Below are 16,840 nucleotides of genomic sequence, written 5' to 3'. Positions count from 1 at the left end.
TTACGCGTTTTGGAGCGCAAGCTCTAGTCCGGTGTATAGCCAGACTCTAATTTATTGATTGGCATTAGTTGCGACGAAGGCTCGCGTGGGCTTCACTCAAAGCGCTCGTCCCTCGCACTCCTCGCGAATCCCACGCGAGCCTTCGCCGCTATATCTTTGGTAAAGAGAACCTCCTACAGGCGAAATCCTCCGCCATGGACTTGGGGTATCATTGAAAGTGACATTGAGATTCGATGACAAGAGGGTAGAGTCCCTGGCTCAAGTTTCACTCGAAAACTCAAGAGTAATCTTAACTAAACCAATACTATTTCTATGCGGTGGTCAGGTAGACGTAACGGCAGCTGAACCTTTGTCTGTACGTGGGGCTTTAGTTGAATACCTCCATTCCGCAAGATGTGACTTGGTCGATGGTATTACACTTGCGGAAGATTTTAAAGATTGGATTCACGGCGCGATATATAAAGATTTATTGGCTTTTGAAAGCGATATTGCTCACATTTCTTCGTTAATTGTAATTATCTTAGAAAGTGCTGGTGCTTTGGCCGAATTAGGTGTTTTTGTAAAGAATAAAACTCTCCGTAATAAAATTATTGTTTTTGTTAGTCAAGAGCACTATGAAGAAGATTCTTTTATTAAGTTGGGGCCTTTGAGATATCTTCAAGGGATTAAAGAAAGTAGTGTATGTGCTTATCCTTGGGATCAGGATAATCTCAAAAAAAGTCTCTCGTCTTCATTGCAGGAAATGAGAGAGGATATTCTTAATGCTCTTGCAAATCAAGGTAGCACGGAGGCTTTCAACCGAGAAAATGAGGGGCATGTTTCATTTGTTGTCTATGAGATTATAAAAACTTTTAGAGCGCTGAAGCTTTCTGAGATTGAGAGTTATCTGAAAACGATTAATCTGGACGTTGCTCGGGATAAGCTTAAAAGACTTATATTTTTACTGGAGAAATTTAAACTTGTATCTAGTTCGAAACGAGGGCATATAGATTATTATTACGCTTTGAGTGATATTGTTAAAATCGAGTTTGCGGGAAGATTTGATCAGGTCGGGGCAAAGCTTGCTGCGCAACAATTTTATGCCACCAATGAAGGTGAGCTTAAAAGAATAAATGTCATAAAAGGCGCCTATGCCGTACCAGTTGGTGCGCTGCCAGTCATTGCTGGAGGTGCTGCCTAATGACAATATTGGCTGATTTGGCGAAAAAGTTTCTAATTAGTTCCGTTGAGATTGCTCATTTTGTAAATACGGCTCCTTATCGGTATAAAGTTTATACGATTCCTAAGCGTAGTGGGCGAGGAGTGAGAGTTATTGCTCAGCCTACTGACGTTCTGAAAGTCATGCAGCGAATGGTGCTGGAAACATATCTAGTAGGTTTGCCTGTGCATAACTGTGCAGTCGCATATAAAGAAGGTCAGGGGATTAAAGAAAACGCAATTGCACATGTTAATAATCAATTTCTTTTAAAAATGGATTTTTCAGATTTTTTCCCTTCGATTGGTCCTCAAGATCTCATCTCGCATATAAAAAAACACAAGGGACAAATTTCTAGAGAAGATGCTTATGCGGTTAAGAAGCTCTTTTTTTGGGCTAGAAAAAAAGATCCTACTCATAGGTTGAGTATAGGCGCCCCGTCGTCACCGTTTATTTCTAATACATTACTGTATGAGTTTGACTGCTTAGTGTCTCATGCGTGCTCTAAATTGGGTGTCGTATATACTCGTTATGCTGACGATTTGACTTTTACTACTAATGAGCAAGGAGTTCTGTTCGATGTTCCAGTCTTTATTTTTAAAATCTGCGATGCAGTTGAATATCCTAGATTAAAGGTTAATTCTGATAAAACTGTTTTTTCGTCAAAAGCTAATAATCGACATGTCACTGGTGTGGTCTTGACCAATGATAATAAAATCTCATTAGGGCATGCAAGAAAAAGACAAATACGATCTTTGGTGTATAAATATTCTTCAGGTGAGATGACTACGGAGGAAGTTTATTCTCTCAAAGGCATGCTTTCTTTTGCTAGACACATAGAGCCAACATTTTTTCAAGGTTTAATTAGGAAGTATAGTTATGAGGTGGTTGGTTCAATTGTGCGTTTTGAATCAATAAAAGCATAGGGCGATTATGTGTTAGCTAACGTACCAGTTACTAACACGTCTGCCACCGTCTAAGATAATTAAAAATTCTTTTGCAGGTCGCAGCCTTGATCGAAGCACCCTCAATGCTTCCGATGAATCATGCCAATTTTTTATTGCTCGTCCTCCTAAATCCTTCGATTCTTTATATACGCCTGAAACCTCATGAAGAAACCTATAGTTCAGCGCTTTATTAATGTCGTGATCTTGGATGTTCATATTTAATGAGCTCTCAACCTGCCTACACCTAGCCTCCAATATTATATCTAGCGATGCCGCTATCGCGAGTATTTCACTTTTTATTGACGCCAACCAAAGATAGTCGTAATTGAAGTTTGCCTCGTGGGCGCAACTGTGCCTTCTGCTTGCGGCATTTCTATACGTTTGACTTAAATCTGGGAGTCCACCACCGATCGAATCCGAAACCTTCTTTAAGGTAGCCCATCCGCCTCCAAGGCCAAATGCTGCCAATATACCGATAACTTCCTCCGCTGAGACATTGGAGCTTGAAGAGGCTAGAGATAGATCAGACAACTCAAACAATGGCTTTCCTGTTGAATGGATCTTTAATGACTCGGTCTGAATTAAACTGCGCCAATCGCCACCGTCTTTCTTTTCAATTTTTGCTCGAAAGGCTAGTGAGCTAAGTGCGTCTAATATTGCTGCCTCCTGCAGCTTAATAGGCAGTTTTGAAAACTCTATACGAGATGCAGATATTCTACTCAACGCCTCGCTAGCTCGCTTTTTTATAAAGTCTTCAAGAATATTAAAAGCTACAATGCCTAACCCTTTCCGTAATAGGTTTGCGACGCCATTATGTGTATCCTGAGCTATACCTACATCTATTAGCTCAGGCAAATCTTTCGCGGCACTCAAATGTTCAAGTCTGCCAAATAATTCGTCTTTAGCAGTCATTTATAGCGCCTTTAGAGCTTCAGCGAAGTTTTTAATTCTATACTCAACACTTCTTGGGTTGGATGTGAATTGACTGATGGAGTCCTGAAAGTTTTCATCGTTTTCGAGTAATGACACTAATGCTTCGCGAACCTCTTTGGGTTTGCGCATTGCATTATCTCGCTCAGCTTCAGTCAAAAGACTAGAGCAAACCATCTGCACATCATAATATCCTTGTAAAACCCTACTATTGCCGCCGGGCTTTTTAAATCCATCATCCCCCCAAATTGCCTCGCAGAAGTCCAGCGCCTGCTCAAAAATTATTTGTAAAGCTTTTACCTGTTTTTTTGATACTTTATGGAAATACTGCATATAACTATCCATAGCGACATCCATGTTGCCATGGAAGTTTTTCCAATACTCTCGAACAGTAAAAAATCTTAGTACATATTGCACGTCAATCATTTCGCTATATATTTTTGATTGCGGTGTTGCTTTGAGTTGGTTTCTAAGGTATTGAGCTTCGGACATGTCAAATAGCATGTTATTTAGTTCGCCGCGAAAAGCGACGTTTCTAATTTCTTGCGAATTAAGCACTACCCCGGCTTTGTTTAACCTCAAAAACACTTCGTGTTTCAGATCAGGATCAGACTGTCTCAGCAATGTTACGACACGAAGGTAAGGTCTGATTCTTAAAGCGTTGGATAGAGAGTCGGGAAGGTCTTTAAATTTACACCCTTCGAGTTCAACAAATTTATCAAGCTCCTTCAGTTCAAATTGCCCCCGCAAGAATTTATTTATCGCTGTAACCCGTTGTTTGCCATCAATTACTGAGTACACCCCGTATTCGTCTTCTGCCAAGTAGATCGGCGGGACTGGAATGTTTAGAAGGAAGGACTCGATCAGTCCTGAATTTTTTTCCAATCCCCAGCGTTCGCGACGTTGGTATCGAGGGCTTACATCAATTGCCCCGCTATCAACCATATCCGAAATCGATTGCAGGGAGAGGTCGGACTGCTGCAAAACTAGCGCACTTTGAGACTGGTTAAATCGCGCCAGAATTTTTTTCTCATTACTTGTCATGTCAGCTACTCAGTCACGAAAAGATGGCCTTACGCTATGATAATTTCAAAGTCTATGCAAGGAAATTGGCAATCCAGCGGGTGGTTCGATTGCTTTCTGTCGTCACCAATAGCGATACATAGTTCTCTACTCATGTTGGAAAAAAATGCCGGGCGACTTTGAAAAAATTAAAAATTTGAGCCAGCCGGATAAGCTTTTCGTAACGTCGATTTAAACGCTCGGTAAAGGCCGCTTCCGGTCGGCGACCTGGCGGAGTATCACGTACGTGTTGATGTACAGAGGGGGGGCGATCACGATTTGCTTGAATTGAGAATCTCAGGCTGGCTATCGGAAACTTTTCGCCACAGATCCCAGCTTTTAGATCCGCGCGCTTCTGAGCTACCTTCCCACCGTCACTGCAAATTCAGTGACCGGGCCTGATAACCCGTGGAACAATAGGCGCTCAAGCGTCTCCAGCACCATGCCGACGCTTTTTTTGCGTCCGCACATCCGTGTTATGGCGGCTGTGCGCGGGAGGCCTTCGGGCCTGCCGGGTTCCTATTGTCCCGGTTTATCAGCCTGCGCACAGCTGCCACCCTTTCGCCTGATAACGAATGTGGCAGCTTCTCGACATTAGGAGCTAAAACTATGAGCGTTTCTGACAGGTCGTACCCACGCAATTTCTCACTCTGCACCTCCACCCACCTGGGAGGTGCCCAATGATCAACCCACCCCTCAACAAAACCCTCGGCGTCATCACCTTTTCCACATGCGGCAAACAGCCCAACCTTCACCGTCTATTCCGCGTCAATTCCGGCGTACCCATCCGCGATGCCTTGGAGCATGCCTCCGAGCTTCTGCACTGTTCAAAAATGCTCGCATTGGATGCAGCGATGGATACGGGCGCGGATCGTTTTGCCTGGGCGGCGCATTATTTGGGGGAGATGGCGAAGGCGGTGGTGGATGATTTGGCCAATGGGATGTTGCCGAATGGGGTGATGGAGGAGGGGGATTCGGTTGGGGTGTAGGCAGGTGGTTTGAGGGTGTTTGGGCTGGCGTCTTCGCAGGCAAGCCAGCTCCCACAGTGGACTGTGTTCCTACAGTAGATCGTGTTTCAGGTCGAAAGTGGGCGGTGTGCGATGAATCAGCCGGTCGCCCACTTTTCTACAGACGAAAAAAAAGACCTTGAATTTCAAGGTCTTTTTTTAAGATGGTGCCCCGAGGGAGAATCGAACTCCCACTTCTTTCGAAAACGGATTTTGAATCCGCCGCGTCTACCAATTCCGCCATCAGGGCTCAATGGCGGCGAAGTATAGAGATGAGATTACCGTTGGTCAATCACGTTTCATGGTCAATTTTGACTATTTCCGCTAGACTTCCCGGCCCTGCTAGACGAACCCCATCATGCGCGTTGCTGACTTTACTTTTGAGCTCCCTGATTCGCTGATTGCTCGCCACCCGTTGGCCGAGCGTCGCGCCAGTCGACTGCTGACCCTGGACGGGCCGAGCGGTGCCCTCGCACACCGTCAATTCACTGATTTGCTTGAGCATTTGCGCCCGGGCGATTTGATGGTGTTCAACAATACCCGGGTGATTCCGGCGCGGCTGTTTGGCCAGAAAGCCTCCGGCGGCAAGCTGGAAATTCTGGTGGAAAGGGTGCTGGACAGCCATCGTGTGCTGGCCCATGTGCGCTCCAGCAAGTCGCCGAAACCGGGGTCGAGCATCCTTATTGATGGCGGTGGCGAGGCCGAGATGGTCGCGCGCCATGATGCGTTGTTCGAGCTCAAGTTTGCCGAAGAGGTGTTGCCGCTGTTGGAGCGCGTCGGCCATATGCCGTTGCCTCCTTATATAGACCGTCCCGATGAAGACGCGGACCGCGAGCGCTATCAGACGGTGTACTCCCAGCGCCTCGGTGCTGTTGCCGCGCCGACGGCCGGGCTGCATTTTGATCAGCCGCTGCTGGATGCGATTGCCGCCAAGGGCGTCGAGACGGCTTATGTGACCCTGCACGTGGGGGCCGGGACGTTTCAGCCGGTGCGTGTGGAAAACATCGAAGACCATCATATGCACAGCGAGTGGCTGGAAGTCAGCCAGGACGTGGTGGACGCGGTTAACGCGTGCAAGGCGCGCGGCGGGCGGGTGGTGGCGGTGGGCACCACCAGCGTACGGTCGCTTGAAAGCGCTGCGCGTGATGGCGTGCTCAAGCCGTTCAGTGGCGACACCGATATCTTTATTTTCCCGGGCCGGCCGTTCCATGTGGTCGATTGCCTGGTCACCAACTTTCATTTGCCGGAATCCACGCTGTTGATGCTGGTGTCGGCCTTTGCCGGTTACCCGGAAACCATGGCGGCTTATCAAGCGGCCATCGCCAACGAGTACCGCTTTTTCAGCTACGGTGATGCGATGTTTATCACCCGCAACCCGGCGCCGCGCGGCCCTGAGGACAACTTATGAGTCGTATGTCGTTTGAACTGTTGGCCACCGACGGTAAAGCCCGTCGTGGTCGCGTGACCTTCCCGCGCGGCACCGTGGAGACCCCGGCGTTCATGCCGGTCGGTACCTACGGCACCGTCAAGGGCATGCTGCCGCGTGACATCGTCGCCACCGGCGCCGAGATCATCCTCGGCAACACCTTCCACCTGTGGCTGCGCCCGGGCACGGAAGTGATCAAGAAGCATGGCGACCTGCATGACTTCATGAAGTGGCAAGGCCCGATCCTCACCGACTCCGGTGGTTTCCAGGTGTTCAGCCTGGGCGCCATGCGCAAGATCAAGGAGGAGGGCGTGACCTTCGCCTCGCCGGTGGACGGTTCCAAAGTGTTCATGGGCCCGGAAGAATCGATGCAGGTGCAGCGCGACCTGGGCTCCGACATCGTGATGATTTTTGACGAGTGCACGCCGTACCCGGCTGACGAAGACGTCGCGCGCATTTCCATGGAGCTGTCGCTGCGTTGGGCCCAGCGCTCGAAGAACGCCCACGGCGACAACACGGCGGCGCTGTTCGGCATCGTTCAGGGCGGCATGCATGAAAGCCTGCGCAAGCGCTCGCTGGAAGGCCTCGACAAGATCGGCTTTGACGGCCTGGCCATCGGCGGTCTGTCGGTGGGCGAGCCCAAGCACGAGATGATCAAGGTGCTCGACTACCTGCCGGGCCTGATGCCCGCAGACAAACCTCGTTACCTTATGGGCGTTGGCAAACCGGAAGATCTCGTAGAGGGTGTGCGCCGCGGTGTGGACATGTTCGATTGCGTGATGCCAACCCGTAATGCCCGCAATGGGCATCTGTTCATCGATACAGGCGTGCTGAAGATCCGTAACGCGTTCCATCGCCATGATGATTCGCCGCTCGATCCGACCTGTGATTGCTACACCTGCCAGAACTTCTCCCGTGCTTATCTGCACCATCTGGACAAGTGTGGGGAAATGCTGGGTAGCATGTTGAATACCATCCACAATTTGCGTCATTACCAAGTCCTGATGGCTGGTTTGCGCGAGGCTATTCAACAGGGTACATTGGCCGCCTTCGTCGATGCCTTCTATGCCAAGCGCGGGCTCCCTGTGCCGCCCTTGGACTGAGTTTCCCGACCCTAAGATTCACTATTTGCAACTGGAGTGCTAAATGAGCTTTTTTATCTCTAACGCCATGGCTGACGCCGCTGCGCCTGCTGCTGCCGGCCCGATGGGCGGTGGTTTCGAGTGGATTTTCCTGGTCGGCTTCCTAGTCATCTTCTACCTGATGATCTGGCGTCCACAGGCCAAGCGCGCCAAAGAGCAGAAGAACCTGCTGGGCAGCCTGCAAAAAGGTGACGAAGTTGTGACCACTGGCGGTATCGCCGGCAAGATCACCAAGGTTTCCGATGCCTTCGTGGTTCTGGAAGTCTCCGACACCGTAGAAATGAAGTTCCAGAAGGGCGCCATCGCCGCCACGCTGCCAAAAGGCACGCTCAAAGCGATCTAAGTAACAACCTTTACCAATCGACGGGGCGCGCAAGGCGCCCCGCGTTATAAGCGGGCGGCGTGATGCTGAACAAATACCCTCTGTGGAAATACGTACTGATCCTGGCGGTGCTGGCGATCGGTTTTATTTATTCCGCTCCCAATCTCTATCCTGATGACCCGGCGATCCAGATCACGGGCGCCAGCACTTCGCTGCAGGTCAATCAGGCCGATCTGGAACGCGCGAGCAAAGCGCTCACTGACGCAGGCATCCAGGTCAAAGCGGCAACATTGGCGGCTGATGCGAAGGGCGGCTTGCTGCGCCTGACCAAGCAAGAAGACCAATTGCCGGCCAAGGATGTCGTACGCAAGGTCATGGGTGACGACTACGTTGTCGCGCTGAACCTGGCACAAACCACTCCCGCCTGGCTGCGCAGCATTGGCGCGCACCCGATGAAGCTGGGTCTGGACTTGTCCGGTGGTGTGCACTTCCTGCTGGAAGTCGACATGGACAAAGCCCTCGACGCACGCCTGAAAGTCTATGAAGGCGATGTGAAGAGCCTGCTGCGCAAAGAGAAACTGCGTTATCGCAGCCTGCCGCAGCTCAACGGTGCCATTCAGCTGGGCTTCGCTGATGAAGCGTCCCGCGAACAGGCCCGTGCGCTGATCCGCAAGAACTTCAACGATTTCGATATCGTACCGGCCGACCTTAATGGTCAGGCGGTGCTGCGTCTGGCGATGAGCCCGGCCAAGATCGCGGAAATCCGTGAATACTCCATCAAGCAGAACTTGACCACGGTGCGTAACCGCGTCAACGAGCTGGGCGTGGCCGAGCCGATCGTGCAGCGCCAGGGCGCCAACCGCATCGTGGTTGAATTGCCGGGCGTGCAGGACACCGCTGAAGCCAAGCGTATCCTGGGTAAAACCGCCAACCTGGAATTCCGCCTCGCGGCTGAGCCGGGCGCGACCCGCGCGACGTCCGAAGAGTTCGAGTTCCGTGAAGGCAACCGTCCTCCTGCCTTGATCGAGCGTGGCTTGATCATCACCGGTGACCAGGTGACCGATGCCAAGGCCGGTTTCGGCGAGCACGGTACCCCTGAAGTGAACATCCGTCTGGATGGCCACGGCGGCGAACTGATGAGCCGCGCCACGCGCAGCAACGTCGGTCGCAGCATGGCGGTGATCTTCATCGAGCAGCGCCCGGTGACCACCTACACCAAGCAGATGGTCAACGGCGTCGAGAAAGACGTGCCGGTGCAGACCTTCAAGGAAGAGAAGAAAATCATCAGCCTGGCGACCATCCAGTCGCCGCTGGGTGCGCAGTTCCGCATCACTGGCCTGAACGGGCAGGGTGAATCCTCGGAACTGGCTCTGCTGCTGCGTGCCGGTGGCCTGGCGGCGCCGATGTACTTCGCTGAAGAACGCACCATCGGCCCGAGCCTGGGTGCCGACAACATCACCAAGGGTGTCGATGCGGCGCTGTGGGGCATGTTGTTCGTGTCGCTGTTCATCATCGCCATCTACCGCTTCTTCGGCGTTATCGCCACCGTGGCCCTGGCGGGCAACATGGTGATGCTGCTGGCGTTGATGTCGCTGCTTGGCGCCACGCTGACCCTGCCGGGTATCGCCGGTATCGTCCTCACCATGGGTATGGCGGTGGACGCCAACGTGCTGATCTTCTCGCGGATCCGTGAAGAGATCGCCAATGGCATGACGGTACAACGTGCAATCAACGAAGGCTTCGGCCGGGCATTTACCGCGATTCTCGACTCCAACCTGACTACGTTGCTGGTCGGCGGGATTCTCTTTGCCATGGGCACCGGCCCCGTCAAAGGTTTTGCGGTGACCATGTCCCTCGGTATCTTTACCTCGATGTTCACGGCCATCATGGTGACCCGCGCAATGGTCAACCTGATCTTTGGCGGACGTGACTTCAAGAAGTTGTGGATTTAAGGGGCTGCCATGTTACGTACAATCAACTTCATGGGCGTTCGCAACATTGCGTTCGGCGCCACTGTGCTCCTTACCGTTCTGGCGTTGTTCAGCTGGTTCCATAAAGGCCTGAACTACGGTCTGGACTTCACCGGCGGTACGCTCATCGAGCTGACCTACGAGAAGCCGGCCGACGTTACCCTGGTGCGCAACGAACTGGTCAAGGCCGGCTACCACGAAGCCGTGGTGCAGAACTTCGGCGCGACCACCGACCTGCTGGTGCGTATGCCTGGCGAAGACCCGCAACTGGGTCACCAGGTGGCCGAGGCCTTGCAGAAGGTCGGCGGCGACAACCCGGCGTCGGTCAAGCGCGTCGAGTTCGTCGGCCCGCAAGTCGGTGAAGAGCTGCGCGACCAGGGCGGCCTCGGCATGCTGATGGCGCTGGTCGGCATCATGATCTACCTGGCGTTCCGCTTTCAGTGGAAGTTCGGGGTTGGCGCCATTGTGTCGCTGATCCATGACGTGATCGTGACCGTGGGTATCCTGGCGTACTTCCAGATCACCTTCGACCTGACCGTTCTGGCGGCCGTGCTGGCGATCATTGGTTACTCGCTCAACGACACCATCGTGGTATTCGACCGGGTTCGCGAGAACTTCCGCGTACTGCGCAAGGCGACGTTGATCGAGAACATCAACATCTCCACCACCCAGACCCTGTTGCGGACCATGGCGACGTCGATCTCCACCTTGCTGGCGATCGCGGCACTGATGATCTTCGGTGGCGACAACTTGTGGGGCTTCTCCCTCGCGCTGTTCATTGGCGTGCTGGCGGGTACCTACTCGTCAATCTACATCGCCAACGTGGTGCTGATCTGGTTGAACCTCAGCAGCGAAGATTTGATCCCTCCCGCTGCGACCGACAAGGAGGTCGACGACCGTCCTTGATGGGCAGGCGTTGATTGGCTGTTACAAAGAAGGCACGAGATTGAACTCGTGCCTTTTTTTTGGCTCCAAGGCTGGGTATAGCGCGGATCTTTCGGTCCGCTTGTGATGGTCAGGAGGTTCAACGTGAACAAGTCGTTGCTGGTTGGTGCGGTATTGGGTGCTGTCGGTGTGACTGCCGGGGGTGCTGTTGCCACCTACAGCCTGGTAAAAAGCGGCCCTGAGTATGCGCAAGTGCTGGCGGTGCAGCCGGTAAAAACCCAGATCAAAACCCCGCGTGAGGTCTGCAAGGACGTCACCGTGACCCGGCAGCGTCCGGTGCAGGATCAGCATCAAATCGCTGGTACCGTCGTAGGCGCCCTGGCCGGCGGCCTGCTCGGTAACCAGATTGGTGGCGGTAACGGCAAGAAGCTGGCGACGGTAGCCGGTGCGGTCGGCGGCGGTTATGCGGGTAACAAGGTTCAGGAAGGTATGCAGAACCGTGATACCTACACCACTACCCAGACTCGCTGTAACACCGTGAATGACATCAGCGACAAGGTTGTTGGCTACGACGTGCGCTACAACCTGGATGGCAAGGAAGGTTCGGTGCGTATGGAGCGTGATCCAGGCGGTCAGATTCCAGTGGACAAAGAGGGTCGCCTGATCCTCGGTCAGAATCAGCAGTAATTCCTGACCTGGCATAGTTTCAAAATGTGGGAGCTGGCTTGCCTGCGATAGCGGTGGGTCAGCAACCAATATGTTAGCTGGCAGACCGCTATCGCAGGCCAGCTCCCACATTGGATTGTGTTCAGGTCAGTTGGAATTGGTTTTCCCCAAATTTCAGGCATAAAAAAAGCACCCCCTAGGGGTGCTTTTTTGTGCCCGCCCGCTTAGCGCTTCAGCGAAGCCGGCAAGTGCGGCTGGATCGCCGTCAATACTGCCTTGAAGCATTTGGTGTTGCCGGCAACCACATGGCCTTTCTCAAGGAAGTCATGACCGCCGGTAAAGTCGCTGACCAAACCGCCCGCTTCCTGAATCAGCAGCGCGCCTGCAGCCATGTCCCACTCGGACAGGCCCGACTCCCAGAACGCATCAAAACGACCGGCGGCCACATAAGCCAGGTCCAGGCTCGCAGCGCCGGCGCGACGGATGCCGGCGGTCTGGCCAACCAGGGCGCGGAACATGCCCAGGTAGTTTTCCAGGTTGTCCATCTGGTCGTCACGGAACGGGAAGCCGGTGCCGAGCAGGGCGCCGTCCAGGCTGGTGCGACCGCTGACGCGCAGGCGACGGCCATTGAGCTGTGCGCCACGGCCACGGCTGGCGGTGAATTCTTCCTGGCGGACCGGGTCCAGCACGACGGCGTGTTCCAGGCGGCCGCGGTATTTGCACGCGATGCTCACGGCAAAGTGCGGGATGCCGCGCAGGAAGTTGGTGGTGCCGTCCAGTGGGTCGATGATCCACAGGTAGTCTTCGCCTTCGCCGCTGCCTTTGTGCAGGCCGGTTTCTTCGCCAAGGATGCCGTGGGTCGGGTAGGCCTTGCGCAGGGCGTCGATGATTTTCTGTTCGGCGGCGCGATCCACCTCGGACACATAATCCTTGGCGTCTTTTTCGTCGACCTTGATGGTATCCAGGCGCTCGATGGAGCGGAAGATCAATTCACTGGCGCTGCGGGCGGCGCGCAGCGCGATATTCAGCATGGGCTGCATGGATAGGTCACCTAAGGTTGTTAAAGAAAGCCGAGCAGTTTAGCAGAAACTTTCTTCAGGTGAAGGATGACGTTAGCTTTCATGGCATAACCTTGGGCTGTTCTGTAAGATTTGCTCCCCTTTCCCGTGTCCGAGAGCGCCTCCCTTGCTGCAAAACATTCGTGTCGTCCTGGTCAATACCAGCCACCCCGGCAACATCGGCGGGGTGGCGCGTGCCATGAAAAACATGGGGCTGACGCGCCTGGTGCTGGTCGAGCCGCGCGTGTTCCCGCACCACGAGGCCGATGCCCGCGCATCCGGCGCCAATGACCTCCTGGAAAAAGCCCAGGTCGTCGCCACCTTGGAAGACGCCTTGGTCGGCTGCAACCTGGTGCTGGGCACCAGCGCCCGTGATCGTCGCATTCCCTGGCCATTGCTGGACCCACGCGAGTGCGGCAGCAAGGTGGTGGAAGAGGCCGCCGGTGGCGCTGAAATCGCCCTGGTGTTCGGTCGTGAGGATTCCGGCCTGACCAACGACGAGCTGCAGCGATGTCATTACCACGTGCACATCCCATCAGACCCTGAGTTCAGTTCGCTGAACCTCGGCGCCGCGGTGCAGGTGCTGACCTACGAAGTGCGCATGGCCTGGCTGGCCGCCGAAGGCCAGCCGAGCAAGAGGGAGAAGGATGAAGTTGCGTCGACCAAAAGTGGCGAGTTGGCCACGATGGACGAACTGGAGCGGTTCTATGAGCACCTGGAGCAAACCCTGGTGGCCATCGAATTTCTCGATCCTGAAAAACCACGGCACTTGATGGCGCGCCTGCGCCGGTTGTACGGACGCAGCTCGGTCAGCCGGGCAGAAATGAATATATTGCGTGGCATCCTCACGGAAACCCAGAAAGCGGCCCGTGGCGAGCTGCTTAAGCGGAAGGATTAAAAATGTTCGAGCGTTTGCGAGAAGATATCCAAAGTGTTTTCCACCGTGACCCGGCGGCACGCAACGCCTTTGAAGTGCTGACCTGCTACCCGGGCATGCATGCGATCTGGATTCACCGGTTATCCGGAGCGTTGTGGGGCATGGGCTGGAAGTGGTTGGCGCGCGTGGTGTCGAACTTCGGCCGCTGGTTGACCGGGATCGAGATTCACCCGGGTGCCAAGGTGGGGCGTCGTTTCTTCATTGACCATGGCATGGGCATCGTCATCGGCGAAACCGCTGAGATTGGCGATGACGTGACGTTATATCAGGGCGTGACCCTGGGCGGCACCAGTTGGAACAAGGGCAAGCGTCACCCAACCCTGGGCGACGGCGTGGTGGTGGGGGCGGGCGCCAAGGTGCTCGGCCCGTTCACGGTCGGCGCCGGGGCCAAGGTCGGCTCTAATGCCGTAGTGACCAAGGCTGTACCGCCGGGTGCGACGGTGGTGGGGATTCCAGGCCGGATTATCGTCAAGCCGGAAGTCGGCGACGAGCAGGAAGCCAAGCGCAAGGCCATGGCCGAGAAAATCGGTTTCGATGCCTATGGCGTCAGCGAAGACATGCCCGACCCGGTCGCACGCGCCATTGGCCAGTTGCTCGACCACCTGCAGGCGGTGGACGGCAAGCTGGACGGCATGTGCGGCGCGCTGAAGGATCTGGGCAGTCCTTACTGTGCGAAGGAGCTGCCTGAGCTGCGCGAAGAAGACTTCGCCGAGATCAAGGACGAAACGTCCACTAAGGCCAGCTAAGTTCTCGCAGCCGCCACAAAACCCCTGTGGGAGCGGGCTTGCTCGCGAATGCGGTGCGTCAGTGAATGAATATTTAGCTGACACACCGCATTCGCGAGCAAGCCCGCTCCCACATTTTGGCCTTCATGGGTCTCGCAATTTTCGCGTGGTCCGGTTCCCGCTGTTCGTCCCCACCCCACCCTGCTATGATTCGCGCGCCCTTTTTACGGGTAATCCTGACTAAAGTACTAGGTCTTATAGTTGACTTAAATACTCGGGAATAGCATACTTGCTCCCATTCTGAAACACCTTGGTACTTGTCCATGAGACTGACTACAAAAGGCCGATACGCGGTGACCGCCATGCTTGACCTGGCTTTGCACGCGCAAACTGGGCCGGTGTCCCTGGCCGATATCTCCGAGCGCCAAGGCATTTCCCTGTCCTACCTCGAGCAGCTGTTCGCCAAATTGCGCCGCAGCAACCTGGTTTCCAGTGTGAGAGGCCCAGGGGGTGGCTATCAATTGTCCCGCGACATGCAGGGCATCCAGGTAGCCCAGGTGATCGACGCGGTCAACGAATCCGTCGATGCCACCAAATGCCAGGGCCTGGGTGACTGCCACGCCGGCGACACCTGCCTGACACACCACCTGTGGTGTGACCTGAGCCTGCAGATCCATGAGTTTTTGAGTGGTATCAGCTTGGCTGATCTTGTGACTCGCCGTGAGGTGCAAGAAGTAGCCCAGCGTCAGGACCAGCGCCGTTGCAACACCAAGGCGCCGCGTCTGGACAAGATCGAAGCGTCCGCCGTCGAGTGACAGCCGAAGAGCTAACGGCACGCCAGCCAGCCTGATTTAGGAGAAAGTCCATGAAATTGCCGATTTACCTTGATTACTCTGCGACCACCCCGGTTGATCCGCGTGTCGCGCAAAAGATGAGCGAATGCCTGCTGGTTGACGGAAACTTCGGCAACCCGGCCTCCCGCTCTCACGTATTCGGCTGGAAAGCCGAGGAAGCGGTCGAGAACGCGCGTCGCCAGGTCGCCGACCTGGTCAACGCCGACCCACGCGAAATTGTCTGGACCTCCGGTGCCACCGAGTCCGACAACCTGGCGATCAAGGGCGCGGCGCACTTCTACGCGACCAAAGGCAAGCACCTGATCACCACCAAGATTGAGCACAAGGCTGTCCTCGACACCATGCGCCAACTGGAGCGTGAAGGTTTTGAGGTCACCTACCTTGAGCCGACCACCGACGGTATCGTCACCCCGGCCATGATCGAAGCCGCGCTGCGTGAAGACACCATCCTGGTTTCCGTGATCCACGTGAACAACGAAATCGGCACCATCAACGACATCGAAGCGATTGGCGAATTGACCCGCTCCAAGGGCATTCTGCTGCACGTCGACGCCGCTCAGTCCACCGGCAAGGTCGAGATCGACCTGTCCAAGCTGAAAGTCGACCTGATGTCGTTCTCCGCCCACAAGACCTACGGTCCGAAAGGCATTGGCGCTCTGTACGTAAGCCGCAAACCGCGCGTACGTATCGAAGCCACCATGCACGGCGGCGGTCACGAGCGCGGCATGCGCTCGGGCACCCTGGCGACCCACCAGATCGTCGGCATGGGCGAAGCCTTCCGTGTAGCCAAGGAAGACATGGCTGCCGAAAACGTGCGCATCAAGGCCCTGAGCGACCGCTTCTACAAGCAGGTCGAAAACCTTGAAGAGCTGTACATCAACGGCAGCATGACTGCCCGCGTACCGCACAACCTGAATTTGAGCTTCAACTACGTCGAAGGCGAGTCGCTGATCATGGCGCTCAAGGACCTGGCGGTTTCGTCCGGTTCGGCCTGCACCTCGGCCTCCCTTGAGCCTTCGTACGTATTGCGCGCCCTGGGCCGCAACGACGAACTGGCGCACAGCTCGATCCGCTTTACGTTCGGCCGCTTCACCACCGAAGAACAAGTCGACTACGCCGCGCAGAAAGTCTGCGAAGCCGTCAACAAGCTGCGTGTCCTGTCGCCCCTGTGGGACATGTACAAAGACGGTGTCGACATTTCCAAGATCGAGTGGGCGGCACACTAACTATAGAAGCCGCCACCCCAGCTCTGTAGCAACGTGGCGGAAAACGCAGGCGTTTCTACAGGGTTCCAGAGCGGCCCTGATGAGTGAGGATTCAATACCATGGCTTACAGCGAAAAGGTCATCGACCACTACGAAAACCCGCGCAACGTCGGCAAGATGAACGCGGAAGATCCTGATGTCGGCACCGGCATGGTCGGCGCTCCGGCGTGCGGCGATGTGATGCGCCTGCAGATCAAGGTCAACGACGCTGGCGTTATCGAAGACGCCAAGTTCAAGACCTACGGCTGCGGTTCGGCCATCGCCTCCAGCTCCCTGGCGACCGAATGGATGAAAGGCAAGACCCTGGATGAGGCTGTCACCATCAGCAACACCCAGCTGGCCGAAGAACTGGCCTTGCCGCCAGTGAAAATTCACTGCTCGGTACTCGCGGAAGACGCCATCAAGGCGGCCGTTCGCGACTACAAGCAGAAGAAAGGCTTGATCTAAGT

General features: G+C 54.7%; 17 protein-coding genes and 1 tRNA gene. 14 read left to right on the top strand and 4 right to left on the bottom strand.

Annotated elements, in window-relative coordinates; genetic code table 11:
- The first annotated feature begins 217 nt into the window (after nucleotides 1–217).
- Both KVG91_RS07970 and KVG91_RS07965 read left to right on the top strand, forming a co-directional pair.
- Nucleotides 218–1,180 (top strand): retron St85 family effector protein, encoded by a 963-nt coding sequence (locus KVG91_RS07970; RefSeq protein WP_318840887.1) that lies wholly within the window; start codon nucleotides 218–220, stop codon nucleotides 1,178–1,180.
- Entirely contained in the window at nucleotides 1,180–2,121 is a 942-nt protein-coding gene (locus KVG91_RS07965; protein WP_169376173.1) for a retron St85 family RNA-directed DNA polymerase, read from the top strand. The genes KVG91_RS07970 and KVG91_RS07965 overlap by 1 nt, the downstream gene beginning before the upstream one ends.
- A gap of 12 nt (nucleotides 2,122–2,133) precedes the next feature.
- Here the strand turns inward: KVG91_RS07965 and KVG91_RS07960 are convergent, their stop codons facing one another.
- Together KVG91_RS07960 and KVG91_RS07955 are read right to left on the bottom strand one after the other, a co-directional pair.
- A complete protein-coding gene (locus KVG91_RS07960) occupies nucleotides 2,134–3,054 on the bottom strand; it encodes a HEPN domain-containing protein (protein ID WP_169376174.1) in 921 nt (306 codons plus the stop codon).
- Nucleotides 3,055–4,116: a DUF262 domain-containing protein gene (locus tag KVG91_RS07955; RefSeq protein ID WP_169376175.1), complete on the bottom strand. Its 1,062-nt coding sequence runs from the start codon at nucleotides 4,114–4,116 to the stop codon at nucleotides 3,055–3,057.
- 698 nt (nucleotides 4,117–4,814) lie between these two features.
- Between KVG91_RS07955 and KVG91_RS07950 the strand changes: the two genes are divergently transcribed.
- Entirely contained in the window at nucleotides 4,815–5,123 is a 309-nt protein-coding gene (locus KVG91_RS07950) for a DUF3077 domain-containing protein (protein WP_169376176.1), read from the top strand.
- Between the two features lie 183 nt (nucleotides 5,124–5,306).
- Here KVG91_RS07950 and KVG91_RS07945 read toward each other — a convergent pair.
- A tRNA-Leu gene (locus tag KVG91_RS07945) sits at nucleotides 5,307–5,391 on the bottom strand.
- A gap of 108 nt (nucleotides 5,392–5,499) precedes the next feature.
- On the opposite strand from KVG91_RS07945, the gene queA reads away from it, so the two are divergent.
- From queA to KVG91_RS07915, 6 genes are all read left to right on the top strand, one after another.
- Complete coding sequence (gene queA / locus KVG91_RS07940; protein ID WP_169376177.1) at nucleotides 5,500–6,549, top strand: tRNA preQ1(34) S-adenosylmethionine ribosyltransferase-isomerase QueA; 1,050 nt, start codon at nucleotides 5,500–5,502, stop codon at nucleotides 6,547–6,549.
- A 5-nt stretch (nucleotides 6,550–6,554) separates the two neighbouring features.
- Complete coding sequence (gene tgt, locus KVG91_RS07935; RefSeq protein WP_162279259.1) at nucleotides 6,555–7,670, top strand: tRNA guanosine(34) transglycosylase Tgt; 1,116 nt, start codon at nucleotides 6,555–6,557, stop codon at nucleotides 7,668–7,670.
- Between the two features lie 43 nt (nucleotides 7,671–7,713).
- Nucleotides 7,714–8,052, top strand: a complete 339-nt coding sequence (gene yajC, locus KVG91_RS07930) for a preprotein translocase subunit YajC (RefSeq protein ID WP_003175975.1) — start codon at nucleotides 7,714–7,716, stop codon at nucleotides 8,050–8,052.
- Between the two features lie 62 nt (nucleotides 8,053–8,114).
- On the top strand, nucleotides 8,115–9,983 hold the full coding sequence (gene secD, locus KVG91_RS07925) for a protein translocase subunit SecD (protein WP_169376178.1): 1,869 nt from the start codon (nucleotides 8,115–8,117) through the stop codon (nucleotides 9,981–9,983).
- A gap of 9 nt (nucleotides 9,984–9,992) precedes the next feature.
- Complete coding sequence (secF, locus tag KVG91_RS07920; protein WP_169376179.1) at nucleotides 9,993–10,907, top strand: protein translocase subunit SecF; 915 nt, start codon at nucleotides 9,993–9,995, stop codon at nucleotides 10,905–10,907.
- Between the two features lie 123 nt (nucleotides 10,908–11,030).
- Nucleotides 11,031–11,573, top strand: a complete 543-nt coding sequence (locus tag KVG91_RS07915; RefSeq protein WP_169376180.1) for a glycine zipper 2TM domain-containing protein — start codon at nucleotides 11,031–11,033, stop codon at nucleotides 11,571–11,573.
- Nucleotides 11,574–11,776: 203 nt separating this feature from the next.
- On the opposite strand, the gene suhB is transcribed toward KVG91_RS07915, so the two are convergent.
- Nucleotides 11,777–12,592, bottom strand: a complete 816-nt coding sequence (gene suhB, locus KVG91_RS07910; RefSeq protein WP_003175971.1) for a type III secretion system regulator SuhB — start codon at nucleotides 12,590–12,592, stop codon at nucleotides 11,777–11,779.
- Nucleotides 12,593–12,737: 145 nt separating this feature from the next.
- On the opposite strand from suhB, the gene trmJ reads away from it, so the two are divergent.
- From trmJ to iscU, 5 genes are all read left to right on the top strand, one after another.
- On the top strand, nucleotides 12,738–13,508 hold the full coding sequence (gene trmJ / locus KVG91_RS07905; protein WP_169376181.1) for a tRNA (cytosine(32)/uridine(32)-2'-O)-methyltransferase TrmJ: 771 nt from the start codon (nucleotides 12,738–12,740) through the stop codon (nucleotides 13,506–13,508).
- 2 nt (nucleotides 13,509–13,510) lie between these two features.
- Nucleotides 13,511–14,293: a serine O-acetyltransferase gene (gene cysE, locus KVG91_RS07900; RefSeq protein ID WP_169376182.1), complete on the top strand. Its 783-nt coding sequence runs from the start codon at nucleotides 13,511–13,513 to the stop codon at nucleotides 14,291–14,293.
- A gap of 302 nt (nucleotides 14,294–14,595) precedes the next feature.
- Nucleotides 14,596–15,087 (top strand): Fe-S cluster assembly transcriptional regulator IscR, encoded by a 492-nt coding sequence (iscR, locus tag KVG91_RS07895; RefSeq protein WP_003194020.1) that lies wholly within the window; start codon nucleotides 14,596–14,598, stop codon nucleotides 15,085–15,087.
- Nucleotides 15,088–15,137: 50 nt separating this feature from the next.
- On the top strand, nucleotides 15,138–16,352 hold the full coding sequence (locus KVG91_RS07890; protein ID WP_169377062.1) for an IscS subfamily cysteine desulfurase: 1,215 nt from the start codon (nucleotides 15,138–15,140) through the stop codon (nucleotides 16,350–16,352).
- A 99-nt stretch (nucleotides 16,353–16,451) separates the two neighbouring features.
- A complete protein-coding gene (gene iscU, locus KVG91_RS07885; RefSeq protein WP_003175965.1) occupies nucleotides 16,452–16,838 on the top strand; it encodes a Fe-S cluster assembly scaffold IscU in 387 nt (128 codons plus the stop codon).
- Nucleotides 16,839–16,840: the final 2 nt, after the last annotated feature.

This window comes from Pseudomonas azadiae (genome assembly GCF_019145355.1).
Taxonomy (GTDB): domain Bacteria; phylum Pseudomonadota; class Gammaproteobacteria; order Pseudomonadales; family Pseudomonadaceae; genus Aquipseudomonas; species Aquipseudomonas azadiae.
The sequence above is the reverse complement of the archived record's forward strand: the minus strand, read 5'-3'. Positions and strand labels throughout refer to the sequence as shown.

Excerpts from the sequence above, each read along its gene's own strand:
- cysE (WP_169376182.1), top strand. The coding sequence starts at position 13,511 with ATGTTCGAGCGTTTGCGAGAAGATATCCAAAGTGTTTTCCACCGTGAC.
- suhB (WP_003175971.1), bottom strand. The coding sequence starts at position 12,592 with ATGCAGCCCATGCTGAATATCGCGCTGCGCGCCGCCCGCAGCGCCAGT.
- KVG91_RS07960 (WP_169376174.1), bottom strand. The coding sequence starts at position 3,054 with ATGACTGCTAAAGACGAATTATTTGGCAGACTTGAACATTTGAGTGCC.
- iscR (WP_003194020.1), top strand. The coding sequence starts at position 14,596 with ATGAGACTGACTACAAAAGGCCGATACGCGGTGACCGCCATGCTTGAC.
- yajC (WP_003175975.1), top strand. The coding sequence starts at position 7,714 with ATGAGCTTTTTTATCTCTAACGCCATGGCTGACGCCGCTGCGCCTGCT.
- KVG91_RS07890 (WP_169377062.1), top strand. The coding sequence starts at position 15,138 with ATGAAATTGCCGATTTACCTTGATTACTCTGCGACCACCCCGGTTGAT.
- iscU (WP_003175965.1), top strand. The coding sequence starts at position 16,452 with ATGGCTTACAGCGAAAAGGTCATCGACCACTACGAAAACCCGCGCAAC.
- secF (WP_169376179.1), top strand. The coding sequence starts at position 9,993 with ATGTTACGTACAATCAACTTCATGGGCGTTCGCAACATTGCGTTCGGC.
- KVG91_RS07950 (WP_169376176.1), top strand. The coding sequence starts at position 4,815 with ATGATCAACCCACCCCTCAACAAAACCCTCGGCGTCATCACCTTTTCC.
- tgt (WP_162279259.1), top strand. The coding sequence starts at position 6,555 with ATGTCGTTTGAACTGTTGGCCACCGACGGTAAAGCCCGTCGTGGTCGC.
- secD (WP_169376178.1), top strand. The coding sequence starts at position 8,115 with ATGCTGAACAAATACCCTCTGTGGAAATACGTACTGATCCTGGCGGTG.
- KVG91_RS07955 (WP_169376175.1), bottom strand. The coding sequence starts at position 4,116 with ATGACAAGTAATGAGAAAAAAATTCTGGCGCGATTTAACCAGTCTCAA.
- KVG91_RS07965 (WP_169376173.1), top strand. The coding sequence starts at position 1,180 with ATGACAATATTGGCTGATTTGGCGAAAAAGTTTCTAATTAGTTCCGTT.
- queA (WP_169376177.1), top strand. The coding sequence starts at position 5,500 with ATGCGCGTTGCTGACTTTACTTTTGAGCTCCCTGATTCGCTGATTGCT.